This window comes from Arthrobacter sp. 2762 (assembly GCF_040548745.1).
Classification (GTDB): Bacteria; Actinomycetota; Actinomycetes; order Actinomycetales; family Micrococcaceae; genus Arthrobacter.
Genome location: NZ_JBEPSI010000001.1, coordinates 438,119 through 459,963, shown reverse-complemented (window position 1 = coordinate 459,963; position 21,845 = coordinate 438,119). Strand labels below are relative to the sequence as shown.

The window sequence follows — 21,845 nt, the reverse complement described above, 5'->3', positions numbered from 1 at the left end:
GAGCAGAACCGGTCCGCGGAGCTCCCGCGGCTCAACCGTACCGTGAGACCCATGCCCAAACCGCCGGTCCGCATTGTGCATCTGGGCCTTGGCGCGTTCCACCGCTCGCACCAGGCCTGGTACACGCAGCATGCCGGCGATTCTGCGGAGTGGGGGATAGCGGCCTTCACTGGTCGCAGCCCCGAGGCCGCAGCAGTTCTGGCGGAACAGGACGGCCTGTTCAGTGTGGTGGAGCGTTCCGGCACCGGTGACTCGTTCGAGGTCGTCGGCAGCATCGCGGAGGCGGTGGACGGGGCCGACGTCGGACGCTTGGCGGACTTGGTGGCCGCACCGGACACTGCCGTTGTCACGCTTACCATCACCGAGGCCGCGTACGCAGCGGTTGGTTCCGGCATGGATGACAACTCGACGCCTTTGACCCGCTTGGTGACAGCCCTCGCCGCCCGCCGGGACGCTGGGATGGGACCACTCGCCGTCGTGAGTTGCGACAATCTCGCCCATAACGGAACCGTAGCCCGGCAGGCTATTGGTGCCCTGGCTCGTGCGAAGGATGAGGCCTTGGCGGCATGGATCGAATCCAACGTCAGTTTTGTCAGCACCTCGGTTGACCGCATCACACCCCGGACCACTGGGGATGATGTTGCAGTCGTAGCTGAACAGTGCGGTTACCGGGACCAGGCTGCAGTGGTTACTGAGCCTTTCCATAACTGGATCCTCAGTGGCGGTTTTCCGGCGGGACGGCCTCGCTGGGAAGACGCTGGAGCGGTCTTCGTGGAGGACATCGAGCCCTACGAGAACCGGAAGCTCTGGTTGCTGAACGGTGCCCACTCGATCCTGGCCTATGCCGGACAGGTCAGGAGCCACTCAACAGTGGCTGAGGCACTGTCCGACCCCGTGTGCAAGGACGCCGTAGAGGCGTTCTGGGATGAAGCGGCGAGGCACCTTCCCGGTAACGCGTTGGAGATTCCGGAATACCGCCAGGCGCTGTTGGAACGTTTCGGAAATGCCCGGATCGCGCACCACCTGTCCCAGATTGCCATGGACGGGACCACCAAGCTTCGCATGCGGGCTTTGCCGGTCCTTGACGCCGAACGGGCCGCGGGACGTACCGGAGATGGTGCCGCGCGGATGATCGCGGCCTGGATCGCGTACTTGTCCTCCACAGATGAATTCCAGGACCCGCTCGCCGCTGGGATCAGGGAAGCGAAAACGCTCGATGGCGAACACCGCACCGCAGCGTTGCTGGCATTGGTCAGCCCTGAGCTCGCCACGGATCCTGCCCTCGTTGCACAGATTCACCGGCTCCAGGACCCTCTGGCCGCCACCATCTCCCACGTTTAATATCCATCGGAAGGATCCCTCGACCATGAAAATCATTGCCGCTGAAGTCTTCGTGACCAGCCCCTCCCGGAACTTCGTCACCCTGCGCATCACTACGGAGGACGGGGTGACGGGTATTGGTGACGCGACGCTGAACGGGCGGGAACTCGCCGTCGCCGCGTACCTTAAGGAGCATGTGGCGCAGCTGTTGATCGGCAAGGATCCGCACAGGATCGAGGACACATGGCAGTTCCTGTACCGGAGCTCCTACTGGCGCCGTGGGCCGGTGACCATGGCCGCGATTGCTGCCGTGGACATGGCTTTGTGGGACATCAAGGGCAAGGTGGCCGGCATGCCCGTCTACCAGTTGCTGGGTGGTGCTTCCCGTAACGGGTTGCGTGCCTATGGGCATGCCTCGGGTTCGGACATCCCCTCGCTGTTCGACTCCGTTCGCGAGCACCTGGAACTGGGTTACAAGTCCATCCGGATCCAGACCGCGGTCCCAGGCATCAAGGCTGTGTATGGTGTGGCAGCGCAGGCCCAGGCCTCTGGCGAACGCTATGACTACGAGCCTGCCGGCCGTGGCAATTTCCCGCTGGAGGAGGACTGGGACACCCGGGCATACCTGCGCCATTTGCCCACGGTTTTCGAGGCCGTGCGCAATGAGTTCGGCCCGGAAATTCCGCTGCTGCACGATGGCCACCACCGAATGACACCCATTCAGGCAGCCAAGCTCGGCAAGGCACTGGAGCCGTATGACCTGTTCTGGTTGGAGGACTGCACCCCGGCCGAGAACCAGGAAGGGCTGCGCCTGGTCCGCCAGCACACCACCACGCCGCTGGCCATCGGCGAAATCTTCAATACCGTGTGGGACTACCAGACGCTCATCAAGGAGCAATTGATCGACTACGTCCGTGCAGCCTCGACGCACTTTGGCGGCATCTCCCCGTTGAAGAAGGTCATGGACTTCGCGGCCCAGTACCAGATCAAGTCCGGCTTCCACGGACCTACGGACATCTCTCCGGTGGGCTTCGCCGCGCAGTTGCACGTTGGCTTGGCCATCCACAACTACGGCATCCAGGAATACATGCAGCACTCGGACAAGACCAACGAGGTCTTTCAGCAGTCCATGACGTTCAAGGACGGTTACCTGCACCCCGGGGACGAGCCGGGCATCGGTGTGGAGTTCAACGAGGAAGCAGCAGCCGCCTACCCGTACCAGCAGGCATACCTGCCGTACAACCGGCTCGTGGACGGCACGGTACATGACTGGTAATTCCGGTTTTGTGGCACGAGGCGGCCATCCGCGCATTGTGGTGATGGGCGTGGCCGGCTGCGGCAAAAGCACTGTCGGCGCCGCCGTCGCAGAGCGGCTTGGCGCCGAATTCCTCGACGGCGACTCGCTGCACCCGCAGTCGAACATCGAGAAAATGGCCTCGGGCACTCCGCTGAACGATGAGGACCGCACACCCTGGCTGGCCGAGATCGGGAGGCGATTCACGGCGTCGAACTCTGCTCTTGTGATTGCCTGCAGCGCGCTCAAGCGCGCGTACCGGGACATCATCCGCAGTGGCGATCCCTCCGTGGTGTTCGTGCACCTGCACGGGACGCGGGAGTTGTTGGATGAACGCATGAAAGCACGTCCGGGACACTTCATGCCCGCGTCCTTGCTGGATTCGCAACTGGCAACATTGGAGCCGTTGCAGGCCGATGAAGCCGGGTTCGTGGTGGACATCGGCCAACCCGTGGAGAAGATCGTGGACGGGGTGGTCGCAGCCCTCGAAGGAGCGCGGTCCTAGCGCGATGGGCCCGAAGCCCGGCACTGCCCACAAGGCGGTGCCGGGCTCTTCCTTTTGGTCACGAAAGCATGAAATGGGAAAGTGTGAACGCTAACAACGTTGTAAATCAAGACTTACGGATGAGGTTCCTACCTGCAATCATTTTGTGATCCAATCCACTTGACCGACGGTATTGTTAGCGTTCACAATGGCAGTCGTATCACCTTGAAGTAGCCTGTGCCGCCCCCAGCGCACAGGCCTACCCAGCTTCACCGTGCCGGACGCACAGATGCTCCGGCTGCATCAGAGTTCGCGGCAATGCTGCCGCGGAAGGAGAGCATCGTGAGATTAAAGAAACTCCTGGGCGCCGTAGCGGTTGTCCTTACCTTGACCGTGGGAGCCACGGGCTGCGGTAGCCGTGGAGGAGCTGCAGAATCCAGCAGCACCGCCAAGCCCAGCGATTCGCTGGTCGGCATTTCGATGCCGACGCAGACGTCCGAGCGTTGGATTGCCGATGGCGCCAACGTTGAGAAGTCCTTGAAGGACCTTGGTTACAAGACTGACCTTCAGTTCGCCAACGATGACATCCCTACGCAGGTCTCCCAGATTGAGAACATGCTGACCAAGGGCGCCAAGGCCCTGATCATCGCAGCAATTGATGGCACCACGCTGACCGACGTCCTGGCCAAGGCAAAGGAACAGAACGTCAAGGTCATCGCCTACGACCGCCTCATCAACGGAACGCCGAACGTTGATTACTACACCACCTTCGACAACTACACCGTGGGTGTCCAGCAAGCTACGTCGCTGCTGACCGGCCTTGGCCTGGTGGACGCAAGCGGCAAGAAGGTTGACGGCAAGGGCCCGTTCAACGTGGAACTCTTCGCCGGAAGCCCGGATGACAACAACGCCAACTTCTTCTGGACTGGCGCCATGGACACCCTCAAGCCCTACCTCGATGCAGGCACCTTGAAGGTTCCCAGCGGCCAGACCAAGTTCGAGCAGGCAGCCATCCTGCGCTGGCAGGCACCCGTTGCCCAGAAGCGCATGGAAGACATCCTGACCTCGGCTTACAGCTCCGGCACCAAGCTGGACGGCGTGCTCTCCCCGTATGACGGCCTTTCCATCGGCATCATCTCAGCCCTGACCAGCACTGGTGGCTACTCCACCGGAAAGCTGCCGGTAGTTACCGGCCAGGACGCCGAGAAGGGCTCCGTGAAGTCCATCATCGCCGGCGAGCAGTACTCCACGATCTTCAAGGACACCCGCCAGCTCGGCGCGCAGGCCGTGAAGATGGTTGACGCCGTGCTCAAGGGCAACGAACCGGAAACCAACGACACCAAGACCTACAACAACAAGGTCAAGGTTGTTCCGGCCTTCCTCCTGAAGTCCGTCATCATCACCAAGGACAACTACAAGAAGGAACTCATCGACTCGGGCTACTACAAGGAATCCGACGTCAAGTAAGCATTTCCTTCGGGTTGTGGTCCCGCTTCCAAAGCGGGGCGGGGCCACAACCCACCATGAGCCGGCCGAATCCCCGGCCAGGCAAAGTTTCCAACCAGTCAGTGGGAATTGACGATGAACGTACCCATTCTTCAAATGCGAGGAATAACCAAGACCTTCCCCGGGGTCAAGGCCCTCCAGGACGTCACCCTGGATGTAAACCGCGGCGAAGTCCACGCTATCTGCGGAGAGAACGGCGCCGGGAAATCCACCCTGATGAAGGTGTTGTCCGGGGTGTACCCGCACAACTCCTTTGACGGCGACATTCTTTTTGAGAACGAAACCTGCGAGTTCAACAGCATCTCGGACAGCGAGAAGCGCGGGATCGTGATCATCCACCAGGAGCTGGCCCTTAGCCCGTACCTTTCCATCGCTGAGAACATTTACCTCGGCAACGAACTGGCAAACAATGGCTGGGTGGATTGGCGGAAAACCAACCTCGAAGCCGCCAAGTTGCTTGCCCGTGTAGGTCTGAGCGAAAACCCCGTCACACCCATCCAGCACATCAGTGTTGGCAAGCAGCAGCTGGTGGAGATTGCCAAGGCGCTCTCCAAAGAGGTGAAGCTCCTCATCCTGGACGAGCCAACCGCTGCGCTGAACGATGAAGACTCGGACCACCTGCTGGACCTCATCCTGCACCTCAAAGGCCAAGGCGTCACCAGCATCATCATCAGCCACAAACTCAACGAGATCCGCAAGGTGGCCGACGCCGTCACCATCATCCGCGATGGCAAGTCCATTGAGACCCTGCGGCTGGACCAGGGCCAGATCACCCAGGAACGCATCATCCGCGGCATGGTGGGACGTGACCTTGAAAGCCTCTATCCGGACCGAACTCCGAACATCGGCGAGGAAGTCCTCCGCATTGAAGACTGGACCGTTCAGCATCCCCAGGACCACAGCCGCACCGTGGTGCACAATGCCAACCTGAATGTCCGCAAAGGCGAAGTGGTGGGCTTGGCTGGCCTTATGGGCGCGGGCCGCACCGAGTTGGCCATGAGCGTCTTCGGCCGGACGTACGGACGCGCCGTTTCGGGCAAGGTCTACAAGTACGGCGAAGAGATCAACACTTCCACCGTTTCGGACGCGATCGATCATGGCATTGCCTACGCCACCGAGGACCGCAAGCACTATGGCCTGAACCTGATCGAGGACATCAAACGGAACATCTCCATGGCGGCGCTGAACAAGCTGGCCAAACGCGGATGGGTTGACGGCAACAAGGAAACTACCGTTGCCAACCACTACCGCAAGAGCATGAACATCAAGGCGCCGTCCGTGGCAGCCATCACCGGCAAGCTCTCCGGCGGTAACCAGCAGAAAGTGGTGCTGAGCAAGTGGATGTTCTCCGATCCGGACGTGCTGATCCTGGACGAACCAACCCGGGGCATCGACGTCGGCGCCAAGTTCGAGATCTACACGATCATCAATGAACTCGCAGCCGCCGGGAAAGCCGTAATCGTGATCTCCTCGGAGCTGCCTGAGCTCCTGGGCATTTGCGACAGGATCTACACGCTGTCCGCAGGGCACATCACCGGCGAGGTCCCCATCGCCGAGGCCACCCAGGAAACCCTCATGCACTTCATGACTCAAGAGAAGGAATAGCCAACATGTCCGCCCTACGAGAATCCCTTGGCTTCCTCACAAGCCGCCTCCGCCAGGTTGGCATATTCGTCGCCCTGATCCTGATCGTTATCCTCTTCCAGGTCCTGACCAACGGCATCCTGCTTGAACCGCAGAACGTCAGCAACCTGGTGGTCCAGAACAGCTACATCCTGATCCTCGCCATAGGCATGGTGATGGTCATCATCGCCGGCCACATCGACCTCTCCGTCGGATCCATCGCCGGGTTCATCGGTGCTGTTGCCGGTGTGATGATCGTGCACTGGGGCTGGGCGTGGTGGCTGGCCATCCCTGCTTGCCTCCTGGTAGGTGCCTTGGTGGGTGCCTGGCAGGGGTACTGGATTGCCTATGTGGGCATTCCCGCCTTCATCGTCACCCTGGCCGGCATGCTCATCTTCCGCGGCCTGACGCTCATCACCCTGAAGAACCAGCAGATCACCCCGTTCCCCAACGAGTTGCGGGCGCTCGGTGGAGGCTTCCTCCCCGATATCTCCGGCGGCACATCCGTACTGGAATGGCTGACAGTCATCCTGGGCGTTGGCGGCACGGCAGCCATCCTCTTCCAAGCCATCAAGGAACGTCGGGTCCGGCGCAAGTTCAACCTTGAGAACGAGCCGATGGCATGGTTTGCCGTCAAGAACGGCTTCATTGCCGTGCTGATGCTCATCATCACGTTCCTCCTGGCCAGCTACCGTGGAACGCCGATTGTGCTGATCGTGCTGGCAGTCCTGGTGATCCTGTACTCGGCATTGATGAACAACAGCATCTTCGGGCGCCACACCTACGCCATTGGTGGCAACCTGCATGCAGCGGAGCTGTCCGGCATCAAGACCAAGAAGGTAACCTTCCGGCTGTTCGTCAACATGGGCGTCCTCGCCGCGTTGGCCGGCCTGGTGTTCACAGCACGCCTGAACTCGGCTCAGCCTGCAGGCGGTACCGGCTTTGAACTGGACTCCATTGCTGCCGCCTTCATCGGTGGCGCGGCCGTCCAAGGCGGCATCGGTACCGTTGCGGGAGCAATGATCGGTGGCCTCATCATGGGCGTCCTGAACAACGGTATGTCCATCCTTGGCCTGGGAACCGACTACCAGCAGCTCATCAAGGGCCTGGTTCTCCTCCTTGCGGTCGGCTTCGACATCTTCAACAAGAACCGGACGGGTGCTGGTGGAGGATCCTCAATCAGCCGCCGCTTCAAGTGGAAGACCACGCCTCCGGCAACCGAAACTACGAAACCCGCCAAGACTGAACCTGTACGGGTAGACGCCAAGTAGCAAAAATCACTGGGATTGGCCTGCATCCTGCTCCGAGCTGAGCTGTCCTGCTCAGAGTGAGGAGCCGGATGCGGGCCAATCCTGCCATACGAATCCATAAAGTGAGGTGCGGATGTCTCCCGGGGCAACACCGAGCAGGCCACCCGTCATGGGGGATGTAGCCAAGTTGGCCGGGGTCTCGCACCAGACCGTTTCCCGTGTCCTTAACAACCACCCCAACGTCAGTGGGAAGACCAAGGAACGCGTGGAATCGGCCATCGCCAGCCTTGGATACAGGCGCAATACAGCCGCGCGTAGCCTGGTGACGCGGCGGTCCCGGACCATAGGCGTGCTGGCCTGCGAAACCGGCCAGTACGGACCCGCGAATACCTTGCTGGGAGTCGAACAGGCGGGCAGGGAAGCAGGCTATTTCGTCAGCATCGCCAACCTCCGCGAAGTGACCGGCGACAGCATCAACGACGCCATCGCCCATTTTCGCAACCAGTCAGTGGAGGGGGTGGTCATCCTCGTGCCCCATCCGGATGTCCTGGCTGCCCTCCGTGACGTCGCCGTCCCGTTTCCCATGGTGGCCGTGGGCGCCGGAACCGGGAACCAACTGACGGGTGCTTCACTGAACCAGCGTTTGGGAGCTCGGTTGGCTGTGGAACATCTCATCGGGCTCGGACACCGCCACATCGGGCACATTTCCGGTCCGCCGCACTGGATTGACGCGGCTGAGCGCATCAAGGGCTGGCAGGAGGCACTCGGCAACGCTGGCTTGGAGGCCCACGTTCTTCTCCAAGGGGGATGGGATGCCGCCTCGGGATACGAAGCAGGCCTGGCGCTCATCGAACAGCGCAAACTCGACGATCAGCCCACTGTCACCGCCGTCTTTGTCGCGAACGACCAAATGGCTGTGGGAGTCCTTCGCGCCCTGCAGGAAGCCGGGTTGCGGGTCCCGGAGGACATCAGTGTGGTGGGTTATGACGATCAGCCTGAAGCTGCGTTCTTCCTGCCGCCACTGACCACCATCAGGCAGGACTTTGAAGAACTCGGCCGCCGTTGCATGTCCGCGGTACTCCAGCAGTTGGAAAGCGAAGCAGGAAACGAGGAGCAGATCGTGAATCCCAGGCTGGTTGTCCGCTCCACGACTGCTGCCCCTGCGCTTCGTTCAGCTCCGTCGCCACTAAACTAGAAGCCATGACTTCCACCAGTACCCCCGCAGCAGACACTGCAACCGCCCGTGCCCGCCTTCTTGAACTCATCAAAGAGTTGGCGGTGGTCCGCGGAAAGGTGATCCTCTCCAGCGGCAAGGAAGCTGACTACTACATCGACCTCCGCCGCATCACCCTGCATCACGAGGCCTCCAAGCTGGTGGGCCAGGTCATGTTGGCAATGATCGACGACGCCGGGATCCCGGTTGAGTGCGCTGGCGGACTCACCATGGGTGCCGACCCCGTAGGTACCGCTGTCATGCACGCCGCCGCCGACGCCGGGCGCGCCGTGGACGCCTTCGTTGTCCGCAAGGCCCAGAAGTCGTACGGCATGGGCCGCCAGGTGGAAGGTCCCTCGGTTGAGGGCCGCAATGTGGTTGTCCTCGAGGACACGTCCACCACCGGTGGGTCCGCGCTGACCGCCGTCGAGGGTGTCCGGAAGGCCGGTGGCAACGTGGTGGCCGTCGCCGTCATCGTGGACCGCGATACCGGCGCCAAAGAGAAGATCGAAGCCGAAACCGGTGTGCCGTACCTCTTTGCTTTCGGCAAGGACGAATTGGGCCTCAACTAGGGAGTTTGCGTACGGGTGATGCCCCCTAAAAGCGTATTTTAGGGGGAACAACTGTGCACAAACTACGGGGCTGTAAGGCAGTGCCCGCGAAGCCTATGCTAGCTGCGTGGACGTTCAAGTAGGGAAGCTCCAGGCTCCGCCGGAGGTGAACGAAAACCTCCCGGGCCCGGGCTCTGCCATGCCCGGATCCGGATCCGTTGATGCGGCCGATCCGGCTGACTGGGCGCGGATTCTGCCCCACGTTTCGCGGATAAAGCGGATATCGCGACGCAACTTCCTTATCACTGCAGGAGTTTCGCTGGCGCTGGCGGGAGACATGCTGTTTACCCGGCGCGTGCAGGCCGAGAGGCGGACCACCAAGATCCTCCGAGTCCCCGACTCCTACTCGGATCTCTACTTTCCCAAGGCCAGTTGGATCCTCTTTCCCGGGTACAAAACCAGCTGGGAAGAGGCACAGTGGATCCTGAACTCACTGCGCCCTGCCCTTCACCAGCGCGGACGCCTTGCCGCCGTCGGGTATTCCAACCTTGGCCTGGACGTTGATGAGATCGTCCGCGAACTCATCCTTCACGTGCGCGAGCTGGGGCTGGAGAAGTTGTATTTCTACGGCCACAGCTTCGGTGGAATGCTCGCCACGCAAGTCGCTGCCCGTCTGCTGGAGCTGCATGGTGTGGAGACCCAGCTGATCGTCCTGGATTCCAGTCCCTTTAGTCGCTCGGATGTGCTGGATCAGAGCTGGTTCGACGGCGTGGTGTTCCTTTATGAGAATGGCTTCCGCATCCCGTCGGTTCTGCGCGGGGGCTACGAACTGGGGGAGCGGGTGGCGCACAAGGACGAACGCACGTGGCGGCAGATCCTGGACCAAAGCCTGGAGCAGCTCTCGCCGATCGCCCCATCCAGCGTCCTGATCCAGACGGAGTCGGCGTACATTTACCACTTCGATGGCCTGCGTCTCGCAGGCAAAATCGGCTCGGCCAAAATGGCATTCCTCGGCAACTCCAAGGACAACACGGTCAACTACGAGTCCGCACGCGCGGGGTGGAGCAAGGTCTTCGCGGCGAACATGAAGCTCCCGGTGCTCAGCACAGAGGGTGCCCGGCCTGCGCATGCCAGTCCGCAGTGGAGTGCCGACGTTTACCGGCCCCTGTTGGAGCGGGTCCAGAATGAGCTGGAACCGTTGCCGCCTGCGCCTGACGAGCCGTCGTACCAGGAGCCAAATGGACGGGTTATCCGGCCGGCATAGGTTTTCTGGGCGTGCGTGGCATCCTGACTCTGTTTGGCTGTTTCCGGGTGCGAATTCAGCCGAAAAAGGTTGCTTTTAGGCGACTGCGGCCTCAAAGGAGGTCAGGAAGCTGCGGCTCGCAGCGCTTCGACCTCGACGGCGGTGAGGCCCGCCTCGCGCAGGAAGCCGCGGGCGTCTCCGAACTCCCGCGCGAAGCCGACCAGGAAATGGCGGATCGCGGCTTCAGGGCTTTGCAGGATCATGAGGTCAGGGCTGAAATACTGCGCGGGCGTGGAGGGGACGTGGAGCCGCCACGTCTCGGCCATGACCTGCAGCAGGTTCGGAAGGTTGCGCGTGGTGGCCGTGTAATCCTTCACCACTGCCTCGTCCGATTCACCTGCGGCCATGAGCGCGATCGCCGATACCACTCCGGTCCTGTCCTTGCCCAACGAACAATGAACCAGTGTGCGCTTGCCTTCCGCGACAGGACGCAGTGCATCGGCAACCCACTCGGGCCGGACGCGGATCCAGCCCAAATACAGGTTTCCCAGGTCCTCCGGCGTCTCCACTGCCTGCAGGGACCCTGCCACTGCGTTCGGATCCAGCGGATTATGGATGAGTTCGACGGCGACGATGCTCTCCTCGCGGCGACCGTCGTCAGTCTGCTCGCCACCGGCGTCGGGCTTGGACGCGTTCGAAGGGGAGGAACCGTCCGGAACCAGCCACGGAACCAAGGACCGCTCGAGCTCGCTGCGCAGGTCCATGATGGCCTGGATGCCGTGCTCCGCCAGGAACCCCGATGTTGCGGCAGCATCCAGGCCAAACGGCTGGCTCCCCCTCAGCATCCGGCCACCGGCCAGAGGACGGAGGTTGAGCACAGCCATGACGGGACTCCTTTGGCTTTAGATCTGGCTCTTGAGGTCGGCCACGGAGCTCAGGATCTGGTTGGGCCGGAACGGGAAGGACACGATTTCCTCGCGCTGGGTGATCCCACTGAGCACCAGGACCGTGTGGAGGCCGGCTTCCATCCCTGCCACGATGTCGGTGTCCATCCGGTCGCCGATCATTGCCGTGGTCTCCGAGTGGGCATCGATCTGGTTCATGGCCGAGCGGAACATCATGGGGTTTGGCTTGCCCACGATGTACGGCTCGCGGCCTGTGGCCTTGGTGATCATTGCCGCGATTGCGCCGGTTGCCGGCATGGGGCCGTCCTTGGAAGGACCGGTGGCATCAGGGTTGGTTGCGATGAAACGGGCGCCGGCGAGGATGTGCCGCACGGCCATGGTGATCGCTTCGAAAGAGTAGGTGCGGGTCTCGCCGAGCACCACGAAGTCAGGTTCCGTGTCCGTGAGGATGAATCCGGCTTCGTGCAATGCGGTGGTGAGGCCGGCCTCGCCAATGGTGTAGGCGCGGTTGCCGGAGTCAGAAGACTGGACCTGGTCCTTGAGGAACTGGGCCGTGGCCAGCGCGGACGTCCAGATGTTCTCTTCCGGAACTTCCAGCCCGGATGCGCGGAGGCGGGCTGCGAGGTCGCGTGGGGTGAAGATGGAATTGTTGGTCAGGACAAGGAAGCGCTTGGACGTATCCACCCAGCGCTGGATGAGCTCGGCGGCGCCGGGGATTGCCTGGTTTTCATGAACCAGCACGCCGTCCATGTCCGTGAGCCAGCATTCGATTTCGTGGCCGTTCCGGTAAACCGATGCGGACGTGTGGGGCGTGGATTCTTCTGCCATATTTGCCTCCGGCTGGGATTGGTCATGCACTGCCTCCCAGTCTTTCATTTTTCGAGCGGCTAAACATCCCAGGCGTTCCTCTATGTGGGTAGTTCTACCCATGTGGAAAACCGCTGTGACTTGCGTGGTACTCGACGGACTGAACTACGCTTGTTCCAGCGCAGGCGTGCCACCACCGTGGGTCGGGGGATCGACATGGTGGATTTTTTGTGTCGCCGCACTTCAGCAGGTCCCCAGTACTGGATCGACAACCGGATATCCCCAGATACGCCGGTACTCAACGCGTTTGAAAGGGCCTGTCATGAGCAACAACAATGGAGTGCCGCAACCTCCGTACAATCCCGACGGCGTGCCGCAGCCGCGCTATGACACCGGTCAGGAGCAGTATCGGCAGTATCAGCCGGGCCAGACCCAGCCGATGTACCAGCCGGAAGCGCAGTACCAGCCGGAAGCGCAGGGGCAGGAGGGCCAGACCCAGGCTTTCCCCACTCAGCCGGCGGTGACCCAGGCTTTCCCCGCGCAACAATTCCCAACCCAGCAGGGTTACTCTGACGGCGAGTTCGCCGAAACGGTCCACCGATACCCACAGACGCAGCCGGGTCAGCCTGGCTACCCTGGCCAGCCTGGCTACCCCGGCCAGCCCGGCGGACCCAGCCAGGGCCCGGGCGACCACAACAAAAAGGCGCTGTTCCTGATCCTCGGCGGTGTCGCCGTCGTCGTGATCATTGCGCTGGTAGTGGTGTTTGCATGGCTGATTCCTTCGGTGACCAAACCCGTGGCCGTGGAGACTCCGGTGCCTTCCGCCAGCGCCTCAAACGAAGCCTCCGACGCAGCCGCCGAACCGTCCGATGACCCGTCCGGCGAGGCAACCGCCTCCTCCGAGATGCCGGAGGGTGCCATCCCGCTGCCCAGCGTGTGGGAAGAATTCGCCGGCCCAACGAATGTCCCGGCCGACGGCGATCCGCTGTTCAGCAAGTGGGTCACGGGCGAATCTTCCTTCCAGTACCTGGCCGAGTGGACGCATGACGAATCCTTCGGGATCACCAAGGACCCCACCACCGGTGAAGAAATCCAGAAGAAGGCCCAAGGCACCGTGGAGGCGGACGGCGACGGCATTGCCCTCGCTTACGCGTTCTTCGCCGAGTCCGACGAAGGCAAGTTCGGCAAGGACCCGAAAGAGATCAAGGCCGCCATCGAGGACATCGAAGCCAGGTACAAGGGCATGACCGCCACGGAACTGCCCCAGAACCTCGTGGGCCACAAGTGCACCTCGGACTTCAAGACCTCGATGCCCGAGATCCGCGAATTCCGTCGTGGCGCAGCAGTGGTCATTGGATTCACCTGCACCAACGCGCGAGGCGAAGAAATCCAAGCAGTCAACCTGTTCTCGGTAACGCCGTGGGGAACTCCGCAGATGCTGGGAGTTAGCGGGCACAAGACGTACTGGGATGCCCACCCCGGCCTGATGGAGCAGTTGGCCAACTCGTACCGCATCAACAAGTGGAAGATGGTCTAGGCGCCCGGGCAAAGAGGCCAAGACCGGGCAGGGCTAAAGTTGAGGGGTGACTGACCTTCCCCCCAACACGGCCCTGCCCACCCCTGCCCACACCGCAGCAGAAGCTGACGGAACCACGGAAGCTGACGGAGCCACGGCAGAAGGCGGGACTGAAGCGAAGCCGGAGGTCGGCGTCGGGCCCTGGGAAGGCGAGTGGCCCGTTGGCGAGCACTGGGACCCGGACCTGCTCAGGGACGGTGACCGCCGCAACGTGGTGGACCAGTATCGGTACTGGAAGCACGAGGCGATCGTCGCGGATTTGGATTCCAAGCGGCACGAATTCCACATCGCGATCGAGAACTGGCAGCACGACCTCAACATCGGCACGGTTGTGCGCACCGCCAATGCGTTCCTCGCCAAAGAGGTCCACATCATCGGTCGACGGCGGTGGAACCGTCGCGGGGCTATGGTCACCGACCGCTACCAGCACGTCCGCCACCACCCCACTGTTGAGGAGTTTGTTCAGTGGGCGCAGGGGGAGGGGCTTGCCGTGATCGGCATCGATATCTTCCCGGATTCCGTACCGCTGGAGACCTACGACCTCCCGGAAAAGTGCGTCCTGGTATTCGGGCAGGAAGGCCCGGGCCTCACACCCGAGGTGCATGATGCCGCCGTTGCCACGTTGTCCATTGAGCAGTTCGGCTCCACGCGTTCCATGAATGCTGCCTCCGCTGCGGCGATCGCGATGCACGCGTGGGTTCGCCGTCACGTGTTCCAGCAGCCGGTGCGTTAGCCCCACTCCTCATCCGCGGGGGTCAGCTACGCTTCGCTCGGAAATCCGGGTAGGCCGTCGATGCTCAGCGCGTTCCTCTCGGCCCGGTACGCAATCATGCCGTCCGTCCCCTTCTTCTCGGCCTGCAAACGGAGAAGGTCACGCTCGCCAGCCATCTCCATGACGGGGACACCCCAGCCGCAGGAGTCACTGATGCGCGTGACATCCACCGTGATGACGGCTCGCGTGCTCGGATGCTCGGGGTGGAGAGCCGTTACTTCTTCAAATGCTGCCTCACCGGGAAGGAACACCGAGCCTTGGCCGTGGAGGCGAACGATTCGGGGCCGGCTGCCGAACGACGTAAACATGAGGCACACCCGGCCGTTTTCCCGGAGGTGTGCGATGGTCTCGACGCCGCTGCCGGTGTAATCCACCCAACCCACCCGGCGGGGGCCCAGAACCGAGAAAGAGTCGTGGCCGCGGGGCGACATGTTCACATGCCCGTCTGGTCCCAGAGGTGCGGTCGCGACAAACCACATGGGCTGTTCCTCGATCCACGATTTGAGGTCCTTGTCGATGGAATCGAAGAGTTTAGCCACGGTCAAAGCATACAAACGCGCGGGCACCTTGTGCCGCAACATCGGGTTCAAATGCCAACCCGGCGGAAGTGTTAAGAGCCCCAGTGACCCGAAACACGGCGTCCCGGCGGATATCGCTAGGATGGGAGCTAGCCGTAAGCGGTCTACTCCAGGGTTACCAACCCACAGACGAATTCAGCATAGGAGTCACCATGCCCATTGCAACCCCAGAGATTTACTCCGAGATGATCGACCGCGCAAAGGCTGGCGGATTCGCGTTCCCCGCGGTCAACGTGACGTCGTCGCAGACTCTGAACGCTGCGATCCGCGGTTTCGCCGAGGCCGAATCCGATGGCATCATCCAGGTTTCCACCGGTGGCGCAGCCTACTGGTCCGGCGCTTCGGTCAAGGACATGGTTGCCGGTTCGCTCGGTTTCGCCGCATTCGCCCGCGAAGTTGCCAAGAACTACAACGTCAACATCGCCCTGCACACGGACCACTGCCCGCAGGACAAGCTTGCAGACTTCGTCCTTCCGCTGCTCTCTGCTTCCGAGGAAGCCGTCAAGGCCGGCAAGGACCCCATCTTCAATTCGCACATGTGGGACGGCTCGCACGAGACCCTCTCCGAGAACCTGCGCATCGGCCGCGAACTGCTTGAGCGCGCAGCTGCAGCGAAGATTATCCTCGAGGTCGAAATCGGCACCGTCGGTGGCGAAGAAGACGGCGTTGAGAACGAAATCAACGAGAAGCTCTACACCACCACCGAAGACGCTCTCGCAACCATCGAGGCCCTGGGTGCCGGCGAAAACGGCCGTTACCTCACCGCCCTGACCTTCGGCAACGTGCACGGCGTGTACAAGCCGGGCAACGTCAAGCTTCGCCCGGAACTGCTCAAGCAGATCCAGTCCGAGGTTGGCGCCAAGATCGGCAAGGACAACCCCTTCGACCTCGTGTTCCATGGCGGCTCGGGCTCCTCCGAGCAGGAAATCGCTGACGCTGTTTCCTACGGTGTCATCAAGATGAACATCGACACCGACACCCAGTACGCGTTCACCCGCCCGGTTGCCGGCCACATGTTCTCCAACTACGACGGCGTCCTGAAGGTCGACGGCGAAATGGGCAACAAGAAGACCTACGACCCCCGCGTCTGGGGCGCTTCCGCCGAAGCCGGCATGGCCGCGCGCATCGTCGAAGCAGCCCAGCAGCTCGGATCGGTCGGCAAGACCTTCTAATGTCCGACGAATTCCGCAAGAACCTGATGGGGCCGGAGCCCACGCTCCTGCCCGCCGAAACCGAGATCTACCAGCACTTGGCTCTCGGCAAGGAAGCGCTGGACCTCGTGGAGAAAAACCCCACGTCGTCTCTTCTGTGGGCAATCCTCGCTGAGGAAGCCTGGACCGAGGGCCGCACCATCGACTCTTACGCCTACGCCCGCGTGGGCTACCACCGGGGACTGGACTCGCTGCGCCGCAACGGATGGCGCGGTGTGGGACCGATCCCGTGGGAGCACGAGCCCAACCAGGGCTTCCTGCGTGCGCTCTACGCACTGGGTCGTGCCGCAGCTGCAATCGGCGAGCCCGAAGAGCCCGAGCGGATCGAGAAGTTCCTGAACGACTCAGACCCGAAGGCCAAGGCAGCCATCGAGGCCGGCTAAGGTCTGCGCTGCTCAAGCAAACGACGACGGCGGCCCTCACCAAAAAGGTGAGGGCCGCCGTCGTAATTCACCCAAGTAACTGGCAGTAGTGGTTGCTCTGAGCGAGGAGAACAACCACTAATGCGAGCTAGTTGGGTACGTGCCGCGGGCGCCCAAGAGGAACCACCAGCGGCGTGCGCGTGACGGGGTCCTCGATGATCCGGCAGGGCATGCCGAACACTTCCTCCACCAACGACTCAGTGATCACAGAGGCCGGAGCACCCTCGGCCACAACCTCGCCATCCTTCATGGCGATGATGTGATCGGCGTAGCGGCTTGCGTGATTGAGGTCGTGGAGTACGGCGACCAGCGTGTGGCCCTTGTCCAGGTTGAGCTCGCGGCAGAGCTCCAGGAGCTCGATCTGATGCGCAATATCCAAGAAAGTTGTGGGCTCGTCAAGGAGCAGCAGCGGGGTTTGCTGGGCAAGGACCATGGCCACCCAGACCCGCTGCCGTTGGCCACCTGAGAGTTCATCCACCAGCCGCCCGGACAAGGACGCGACGCCAGTGGCTTCCATCGCTTCCACAACAGCAATCTCGTCTGCCTCGGACCACTGCCGCAGGAGTTTCTGGTGCGGATACCGGCCGCGGGCCACCAGGTCCGCCACGGTAATGCCGTCCGGCGCGATGGATGATTGCGGAAGCAGCCCCAAACGCCGCGCGAGCTCCTTGGCCGGCAGCGACGTCACAGATTTACCGTCCAGCAACACCTGTCCGCTGCGGGGCTTGATGAGCCTGGCAAGGGCGCGCAGCAGGGTGGATTTCCCGCAGGCATTGGGTCCCACGATCACGGTGAACTGCCCCTCGGGGATCCGCACGTTGAGGTTCTCCGAGATGACGCGCTGCTCATAGCCGATGGTCAGCGCTTCAGTGTGCAGCTGCGGCGCAGAAGTAGTAATCATGATTTCCTTGCTTCCCTGGCCAGCAGCCAGACGAGGTAGATGCCGCCGATGCATACCGTCACTACTCCGACGGGAAGCTGGATCGGAGCGAACAAGCGCTGTGCAGCGAGGTCACTGGCCACCAGCAGGAACGCGCCCATCACAGCCGAGGGGGCCAGTGTGATCCCGGCGCTTCGGGTCAGCCTGCGCGCAAGCTGCGGTGCGGCGAGGGCCACGAACGCGATGGGCCCGGCCACGGCGGTGACGGCAGCCGTCAGCGCGACGCCAAGGATCAGCAGCAGCAAACGGGTGGGTTCTGCCCGGACGCCCAGGGCGCGTGCGGCGTCGTCGCCCATTTCCAGCAGTTGCATCCGACGCGCCACCGCAAGCGTGGCCGAGCCAACCACAACAACCACGACGGCGGCAGGCGCCGCTTGCTCCCAGGTGATGCCATTGAGGGACCCGGCTCCCCAGACGGCTGCCGCCAGGGCGGCTTCAAGCTCTGCCTGCAGGATGAGCCAGTGGTTGAAGGCGGCGAGCATCGCACTGATGCCGATCCCCACAATGATGAGTCGAAAGCCCTGCGAACCCCGGCGGTAGGCCAGCAAATAGACGGCCAGCGCGGTGAGGATGCCGCCAACCAGGGCACCCAGCGCGATCCCGAGATAGCCACTGCCAAGGGTCAGCATCACGATCAGCGCTCCGGTGTAGGCGCCCGTATTGAAACCGATGATGTCGGGGCTGCCCAAGGGATTGCGGGTCATGGACTGGAAGATGCCGCCGCTCATTCCCAAGGCCGCACCGAAAACCAATGCCGACAAAACCCTGGGGAGCCGCCACTCCATCACGATTGTCTGCGCCAGTCCCGGTGCATCACCGGCAAATGCCTGCAGAACCTGGGGTACGGTCACGTCGAAGTCGCCAGTGGCGAGTGATACGACGGCCATGGTGAGGGCTGCCAGAAGCAAGGGGATGGTTACAAGGATGCTCCGGACATCGAGCCTTACACTCAGGGAACGGCTGCGGTTATGAAGCAAAACAGTGGGGCGACCGAAATCCATGCGGCTCATAGCCCGCTCACCTTCCGGCGCCGGGCCAGGGCGATGAGCACCGGGGCACCAATAAGTGCTGTGACCACGCCAACCTGGAGCTCTCCGGGAGCTGCGATCCTGCCCACCACGTCTGATACCAGAAGCAGGATGGGGGAGAGCAGCACGGTGGTGGCCATGATCCACCGCTGGTCCGGGCCCACGATCCAACGGGCTACGTGCGGAATCATGAGACCTACAAAACCGATTGCTCCCGCTCCGGCAGTGGCAGCACCGCTGAGCAGGGTGATGGCTACGACGCCCAGGATCCTGGTGCGGTTGACGTTGGCTCCAAGGGAAGTTGCCAGATCATCTCCGAGTGCTACGGCATTGAGTCCGCGGACGCAGAAGAGCGCGAGGAGGAGTCCGGTTCCCATGAACGGGGCGACCGTGAGCACAGATTCCATGCTGCGGTTGTCCAGCGAACCGATGCTCCACGAGCGCAGGTGATCGAACGCCTTGGGGTTCAGGAGTGTCAGGCCTGAGCCGATGCCTGTGAGCACAGCGCCCAAGGCAACGCCGGCAAGGGTCAGCCGGATGGGGTTCACCACGTTCCTGCCGGATGTGCCGATGAGGTAGACAGCCGCTGTTGTGAGGATGGCGCCTGCGAAGGCGAACCAGATATAGCCGCTGAGGGAGCTCACTCCCAGCACGCCGATCGCGAGCACTATGGCAAAGGACGCGCCGGCGTTGACGCCCAGGATTCCGGGATCGGCCAAGGGGTTCCGGGTAATCGCCTGGATGAGCGCTCCAGCCACGCCCAAAGCGATTCCAACGGCGATGCCCATCAGCGTTCGCGGCAGCCGGTTCTGGAGGATGATGGCGTGATCGGCGATCTCCTTTGGATCGGTGAATGCCTGCAGAACGGTGGGCGCCGGGATGAACTTCGCGCCAACACCCAGGCTCAACAGCGCTGCACCCACCAGCATTGCCGCTGCGACAGCCAGGATAAGAATCCTCCCGCCGGATTTATTGACGACGCCGGAGCCCGCTTTCGCCGTCCGCGGAGCGTTAGCGGGTGGCTGGCCATCTTGCGGCTGGGCAGCAGGAGCCGTCACTTGGGACACAACAGAGAACCATTCCAGAAGGGGCAGGGCGGTGCAAAACGAAGGGCCTTTCCGTGACTGTTGTCACAACGTCACAGAAGTGTGCCCTAATTAGGTTAGCCTTACCCAGTGAAAAACGACGATTCTGTAGTAAAGCGACGCGGGCTCTCCCGTGTCCGCAGCCTTGCGATGACGATTGCGGGCGCAGCCCTGGTTGTCGGCCTCGTAGCGGGTTGCGGCACCAGCGGCGGTTCGGGTTCAAGCGCCGGCAACGCCGATGTTGCCACCGGCGGCTCCAAGTTCACCACTGCGGACCAGGAAACTGCCAAGCTTGGAACCGATGCTGCCCCCGGCGTTTTCCCGCGCACGCTCAAGCACGCGAACGGCGAAACCACGCTGGAAGCCAAGCCCACCCGCGTTGTGGTCCTGGACACCGGTGAGCTGGATGACGTGGTGTCCCTGGGTATTACACCCGTGGGCATGGCCACAACGGAGGGCGCCAACCCGGTCCCCGGCTATCTGGCTGACAAGGTCAAGGACGTGGCGTCGGTAGGCACCATCCAGGACCTCAACCTTGAGGCGATCGCCGCTCTCAAGCCGGACCTGATCCTGGGCAGCAAGCTGCGTGCAGACAAACTGTACAAGCAGCTGTCCACGATCGCGCCCACGGTCTTCAGCATCCGGCCCGGCTTCCCGTGGAAGGAAAACTTCCTGCTGGTTGGCAAGGCCCTCGGCGAGGAAGACAAAGCCGTGAAGGCGCTCAACGACTACCAGACCGAAGCTGATGGCCTCAAGGCGGATGTGAAGGGGGATCCGAAGATCTCGCTGGTCCGCTTCCTCCCAGGCAAGATCCGCCTGTATGCGAACAAGTCCCTGATCGGCGTCATCCTGAAGGACGCAGGCCTGGCCCGCCCGGAGAACCAGAACATCGACGAACTAGCCGCCGAGATCTCGGCGGAAAACATCGAGCAGGGCGACTCCGACTGGATCTTCTACAGCAGCTACGGGGATCCTGCCGCTACAGGCGAGACCTCAGTTGTCCAGGGCGCAGTCTGGCCCAAGCTCAGCGCAGTCAAGGCCGGCCAAGCCAAAGCTGTCAGCGATGACGTCTGGTTCCTCGGTCTAGGCCCGACAGGCGCACAGCTGATCCTTAAGGACCTGCGCAGCATGCTGGTCGGCTAAAGCCTTCACCTCCCCAACACAAGCACCCCAACGACGACGGCGGCCCTCACCAAAAAGGTGAGGGCCGCCGTCGTTGGTTCGTTGCGGGCTGCTCGTTGTGGGGCCTGCTTTGCGTGCCTGGACATGTGCCAAGGGCGCAGAGTGGGCCCCGCAACGAAGGGGGAGACTAAGCCTTGCGCGGGATGCCCGTACGCGCCATTGCCTCGGCGTAGGCGCTGTGGATGGCGTCCAGGTATTCCTGCTGGCGGGCGGGTGTGCCAGCGAATGAGCGGCCACCCAGGGAACGGACCTTGAAGGTCTTGAAGCCGCGGCGGGCGATGCTGGCAGGAGCGGCCTTCATCAATTGGTCAGCAAGGCGGTGTGCTTCATTGCCGTGTGCCACAAGGGCGGAAGTGCGCGGCAGGATCGCCAGCAAGCGCAGGAGCGGCTTCAAGCCTTCGGTGATGTTGGCCGGCGTCAGCTTGCCCGGTTCCTCGTTGGGCTCGATCCAGGGGTACGCGTTCCACGGCATCATGAGCTCGGGGCGGAGACCCAGCTGCCACTGCATGCCGAGCATGCGAGTGGCTGCTTCTTCGTCACCCGGGTTGATGAAACCTTCGCCGGAGTTGGTGCGCTGATTGGAGAAAAGGCTGACGATGCGGCAGTCATCCATGCTGTGGGCGGGGTCGATGTAGAGGACCTCGCTGCCCGGCTTCTGCTCCTTGATGGAGTCGCACAGCTCGTTGACCTCGGCGATGTGCGGTTCGTAGCGGCGGTTCCAGAGGATTTCTTCGGGTGATTCAGTCGCCAGTTCTTGCATCAGGGGTTTGGTCTCCTAGGTGTTACTGCGCGCACCTTTCCAAGGGGCCGCGGGCATGCCGCTGCCGAACCTCAAAGGGTGCTGTTGGGGGCTAA

Annotated in this window: 21 protein-coding genes; 14 read left to right on the top strand and 7 right to left on the bottom strand. The window is 62.4% G+C overall.

Going from position 1 to position 21,845, the window contains the following annotated elements:
* The first annotated feature begins 51 nt into the window (after window positions 1-51).
* The 9 genes from ABIE18_RS02250 (at window position 52) to ABIE18_RS02210 (ending at window position 10,505) form a co-directional block, all read left to right on the top strand.
* Window positions 52-1,341 (top strand): mannitol dehydrogenase family protein, encoded by a 1,290-nt coding sequence (locus tag ABIE18_RS02250; protein WP_499720975.1) that lies wholly within the window; start codon window positions 52-54, stop codon window positions 1,339-1,341.
* A 25-nt stretch (window positions 1,342-1,366) separates the two neighbouring features.
* Complete coding sequence (manD, locus tag ABIE18_RS02245; RefSeq protein WP_499720974.1) at window positions 1,367-2,596, top strand: D-mannonate dehydratase ManD; 1,230 nt, start codon at window positions 1,367-1,369, stop codon at window positions 2,594-2,596.
* Entirely contained in the window at window positions 2,586-3,119 is a 534-nt protein-coding gene (locus ABIE18_RS02240) for a gluconokinase (protein ID WP_499720973.1), read from the top strand. The genes manD and ABIE18_RS02240 overlap by 11 nt, the downstream gene beginning before the upstream one ends.
* A gap of 321 nt (window positions 3,120-3,440) precedes the next feature.
* Window positions 3,441-4,565 (top strand): multiple monosaccharide ABC transporter substrate-binding protein, encoded by a 1,125-nt coding sequence (gene chvE, locus ABIE18_RS02235; protein WP_224093994.1) that lies wholly within the window; start codon window positions 3,441-3,443, stop codon window positions 4,563-4,565.
* A gap of 114 nt (window positions 4,566-4,679) precedes the next feature.
* Window positions 4,680-6,209, top strand: a complete 1,530-nt coding sequence (mmsA, locus tag ABIE18_RS02230; RefSeq protein ID WP_499720972.1) for a multiple monosaccharide ABC transporter ATP-binding protein — start codon at window positions 4,680-4,682, stop codon at window positions 6,207-6,209.
* A 5-nt stretch (window positions 6,210-6,214) separates the two neighbouring features.
* Complete coding sequence (gene mmsB / locus ABIE18_RS02225) at window positions 6,215-7,498, top strand: multiple monosaccharide ABC transporter permease (RefSeq protein WP_499720971.1); 1,284 nt, start codon at window positions 6,215-6,217, stop codon at window positions 7,496-7,498.
* 148 nt (window positions 7,499-7,646) lie between these two features.
* The gene (locus tag ABIE18_RS02220) at window positions 7,647-8,672 is read left to right on the top strand and encodes a LacI family DNA-binding transcriptional regulator (protein WP_499720970.1); all 1,026 of its coding nucleotides are present in this window, start codon (window positions 7,647-7,649) and stop codon (window positions 8,670-8,672) included.
* Between the two features lie 5 nt (window positions 8,673-8,677).
* Window positions 8,678-9,262 carry an orotate phosphoribosyltransferase gene (gene pyrE / locus ABIE18_RS02215; RefSeq protein ID WP_216922127.1) on the top strand — a complete coding sequence of 195 codons (585 nt, stop codon included), beginning with the start codon at window positions 8,678-8,680 and terminating at the stop codon, window positions 9,260-9,262.
* 106 nt (window positions 9,263-9,368) lie between these two features.
* Window positions 9,369-10,505 (top strand): thioesterase domain-containing protein, encoded by a 1,137-nt coding sequence (locus ABIE18_RS02210; protein WP_499720969.1) that lies wholly within the window; start codon window positions 9,369-9,371, stop codon window positions 10,503-10,505.
* A gap of 101 nt (window positions 10,506-10,606) precedes the next feature.
* On the opposite strand, the gene ABIE18_RS02205 is transcribed toward ABIE18_RS02210, so the two are convergent.
* Together ABIE18_RS02205 and ABIE18_RS02200 are read right to left on the bottom strand one after the other, a co-directional pair.
* Window positions 10,607-11,368, bottom strand: coding sequence for a tyrosine-protein phosphatase (locus ABIE18_RS02205; protein WP_499720968.1), 762 nt, complete (start codon window positions 11,366-11,368; stop codon window positions 10,607-10,609).
* A gap of 18 nt (window positions 11,369-11,386) precedes the next feature.
* Entirely contained in the window at window positions 11,387-12,217 is an 831-nt protein-coding gene (locus ABIE18_RS02200) for an HAD-IIA family hydrolase (RefSeq protein ID WP_223935648.1), read from the bottom strand.
* A gap of 301 nt (window positions 12,218-12,518) precedes the next feature.
* On the opposite strand from ABIE18_RS02200, the gene ABIE18_RS02195 reads away from it, so the two are divergent.
* Together ABIE18_RS02195 and ABIE18_RS02190 are read left to right on the top strand one after the other, a co-directional pair.
* Window positions 12,519-13,733 carry a hypothetical protein gene (locus ABIE18_RS02195; RefSeq protein WP_499720967.1) on the top strand — a complete coding sequence of 405 codons (1,215 nt, stop codon included), beginning with the start codon at window positions 12,519-12,521 and terminating at the stop codon, window positions 13,731-13,733.
* 46 nt (window positions 13,734-13,779) lie between these two features.
* The gene (locus ABIE18_RS02190) at window positions 13,780-14,505 is read left to right on the top strand and encodes a TrmH family RNA methyltransferase (RefSeq protein ID WP_499720966.1); all 726 of its coding nucleotides are present in this window, start codon (window positions 13,780-13,782) and stop codon (window positions 14,503-14,505) included.
* 26 nt (window positions 14,506-14,531) lie between these two features.
* Here ABIE18_RS02190 and ABIE18_RS02185 read toward each other — a convergent pair whose 3' ends face one another.
* Entirely contained in the window at window positions 14,532-15,083 is a 552-nt protein-coding gene (locus ABIE18_RS02185) for a pyridoxamine 5'-phosphate oxidase family protein (RefSeq protein ID WP_499720965.1), read from the bottom strand.
* 191 nt (window positions 15,084-15,274) lie between these two features.
* Between ABIE18_RS02185 and fbaA the strand changes: the two genes are divergently transcribed.
* Window positions 15,275-16,294: a class II fructose-bisphosphate aldolase gene (gene fbaA / locus ABIE18_RS02180; protein ID WP_431117919.1), complete on the top strand. Its 1,020-nt coding sequence runs from the start codon at window positions 15,275-15,277 to the stop codon at window positions 16,292-16,294.
* Entirely contained in the window at window positions 16,294-16,716 is a 423-nt protein-coding gene (locus ABIE18_RS02175) for a DUF3151 domain-containing protein (protein WP_499720964.1), read from the top strand. Before fbaA ends, ABIE18_RS02175 begins: the two co-directional genes overlap by 1 nt.
* 127 nt (window positions 16,717-16,843) lie before the next feature.
* On the opposite strand, the gene ABIE18_RS02170 is transcribed toward ABIE18_RS02175, so the two are convergent.
* Genes ABIE18_RS02170 through ABIE18_RS02160 form a run of 3 tightly spaced genes read right to left on the bottom strand, consistent with a single transcriptional unit; the run spans window position 16,844 to window position 19,790 of the window.
* Window positions 16,844-17,656: an ABC transporter ATP-binding protein gene (locus tag ABIE18_RS02170; RefSeq protein ID WP_499720963.1), complete on the bottom strand. Its 813-nt coding sequence runs from the start codon at window positions 17,654-17,656 to the stop codon at window positions 16,844-16,846.
* Window positions 17,653-18,705: an iron-enterobactin ABC transporter permease gene (gene fepG, locus ABIE18_RS02165; RefSeq protein WP_499720962.1), complete on the bottom strand. Its 1,053-nt coding sequence runs from the start codon at window positions 18,703-18,705 to the stop codon at window positions 17,653-17,655. The genes ABIE18_RS02170 and fepG overlap by 4 nt, the downstream gene beginning before the upstream one ends.
* Window positions 18,702-19,790 carry an iron chelate uptake ABC transporter family permease subunit gene (locus tag ABIE18_RS02160; RefSeq protein ID WP_499720961.1) on the bottom strand — a complete coding sequence of 363 codons (1,089 nt, stop codon included), beginning with the start codon at window positions 19,788-19,790 and terminating at the stop codon, window positions 18,702-18,704. The genes fepG and ABIE18_RS02160 overlap by 4 nt, the downstream gene beginning before the upstream one ends.
* Before the next feature lie 108 nt (window positions 19,791-19,898).
* On the opposite strand from ABIE18_RS02160, the gene ABIE18_RS02155 reads away from it, so the two are divergent.
* A complete protein-coding gene (locus ABIE18_RS02155; protein WP_499720960.1) occupies window positions 19,899-20,951 on the top strand; it encodes an ABC transporter substrate-binding protein in 1,053 nt (350 codons plus the stop codon).
* Between the two features lie 166 nt (window positions 20,952-21,117).
* Here the strand turns inward: ABIE18_RS02155 and ABIE18_RS02150 are convergent, their stop codons facing one another.
* The gene (locus tag ABIE18_RS02150; protein ID WP_499720959.1) at window positions 21,118-21,750 is read right to left on the bottom strand and encodes a uracil-DNA glycosylase family protein; all 633 of its coding nucleotides are present in this window, start codon (window positions 21,748-21,750) and stop codon (window positions 21,118-21,120) included.
* Window positions 21,751-21,845 lie beyond the last annotated feature (95 nt).

Coding starts and splice junctions, on each gene's coding strand:
- fepG (WP_499720962.1), bottom strand. CDS start 18,705: ATGAGCCGCATGGATTTCGGTCGCCCCACTGTTTTGCTTCATAACCGC.
- mmsA (WP_499720972.1), top strand. CDS start 4,680: ATGAACGTACCCATTCTTCAAATGCGAGGAATAACCAAGACCTTCCCC.
- ABIE18_RS02205 (WP_499720968.1), bottom strand. CDS start 11,368: ATGGCTGTGCTCAACCTCCGTCCTCTGGCCGGTGGCCGGATGCTGAGG.
- ABIE18_RS02195 (WP_499720967.1), top strand. CDS start 12,519: ATGAGCAACAACAATGGAGTGCCGCAACCTCCGTACAATCCCGACGGC.
- ABIE18_RS02240 (WP_499720973.1), top strand. CDS start 2,586: ATGACTGGTAATTCCGGTTTTGTGGCACGAGGCGGCCATCCGCGCATT.
- ABIE18_RS02175 (WP_499720964.1), top strand. CDS start 16,294: ATGTCCGACGAATTCCGCAAGAACCTGATGGGGCCGGAGCCCACGCTC.
- fbaA (WP_431117919.1), top strand. CDS start 15,275: ATGCCCATTGCAACCCCAGAGATTTACTCCGAGATGATCGACCGCGCA.
- manD (WP_499720974.1), top strand. CDS start 1,367: ATGAAAATCATTGCCGCTGAAGTCTTCGTGACCAGCCCCTCCCGGAAC.
- ABIE18_RS02250 (WP_499720975.1), top strand. CDS start 52: ATGCCCAAACCGCCGGTCCGCATTGTGCATCTGGGCCTTGGCGCGTTC.
- ABIE18_RS02200 (WP_223935648.1), bottom strand. CDS start 12,217: ATGGCAGAAGAATCCACGCCCCACACGTCCGCATCGGTTTACCGGAAC.
- ABIE18_RS02150 (WP_499720959.1), bottom strand. CDS start 21,750: ATGCAAGAACTGGCGACTGAATCACCCGAAGAAATCCTCTGGAACCGC.
- ABIE18_RS02170 (WP_499720963.1), bottom strand. CDS start 17,656: ATGATTACTACTTCTGCGCCGCAGCTGCACACTGAAGCGCTGACCATC.
- pyrE (WP_216922127.1), top strand. CDS start 8,678: ATGACTTCCACCAGTACCCCCGCAGCAGACACTGCAACCGCCCGTGCC.
- ABIE18_RS02220 (WP_499720970.1), top strand. CDS start 7,647: ATGGGGGATGTAGCCAAGTTGGCCGGGGTCTCGCACCAGACCGTTTCC.
- mmsB (WP_499720971.1), top strand. CDS start 6,215: ATGTCCGCCCTACGAGAATCCCTTGGCTTCCTCACAAGCCGCCTCCGC.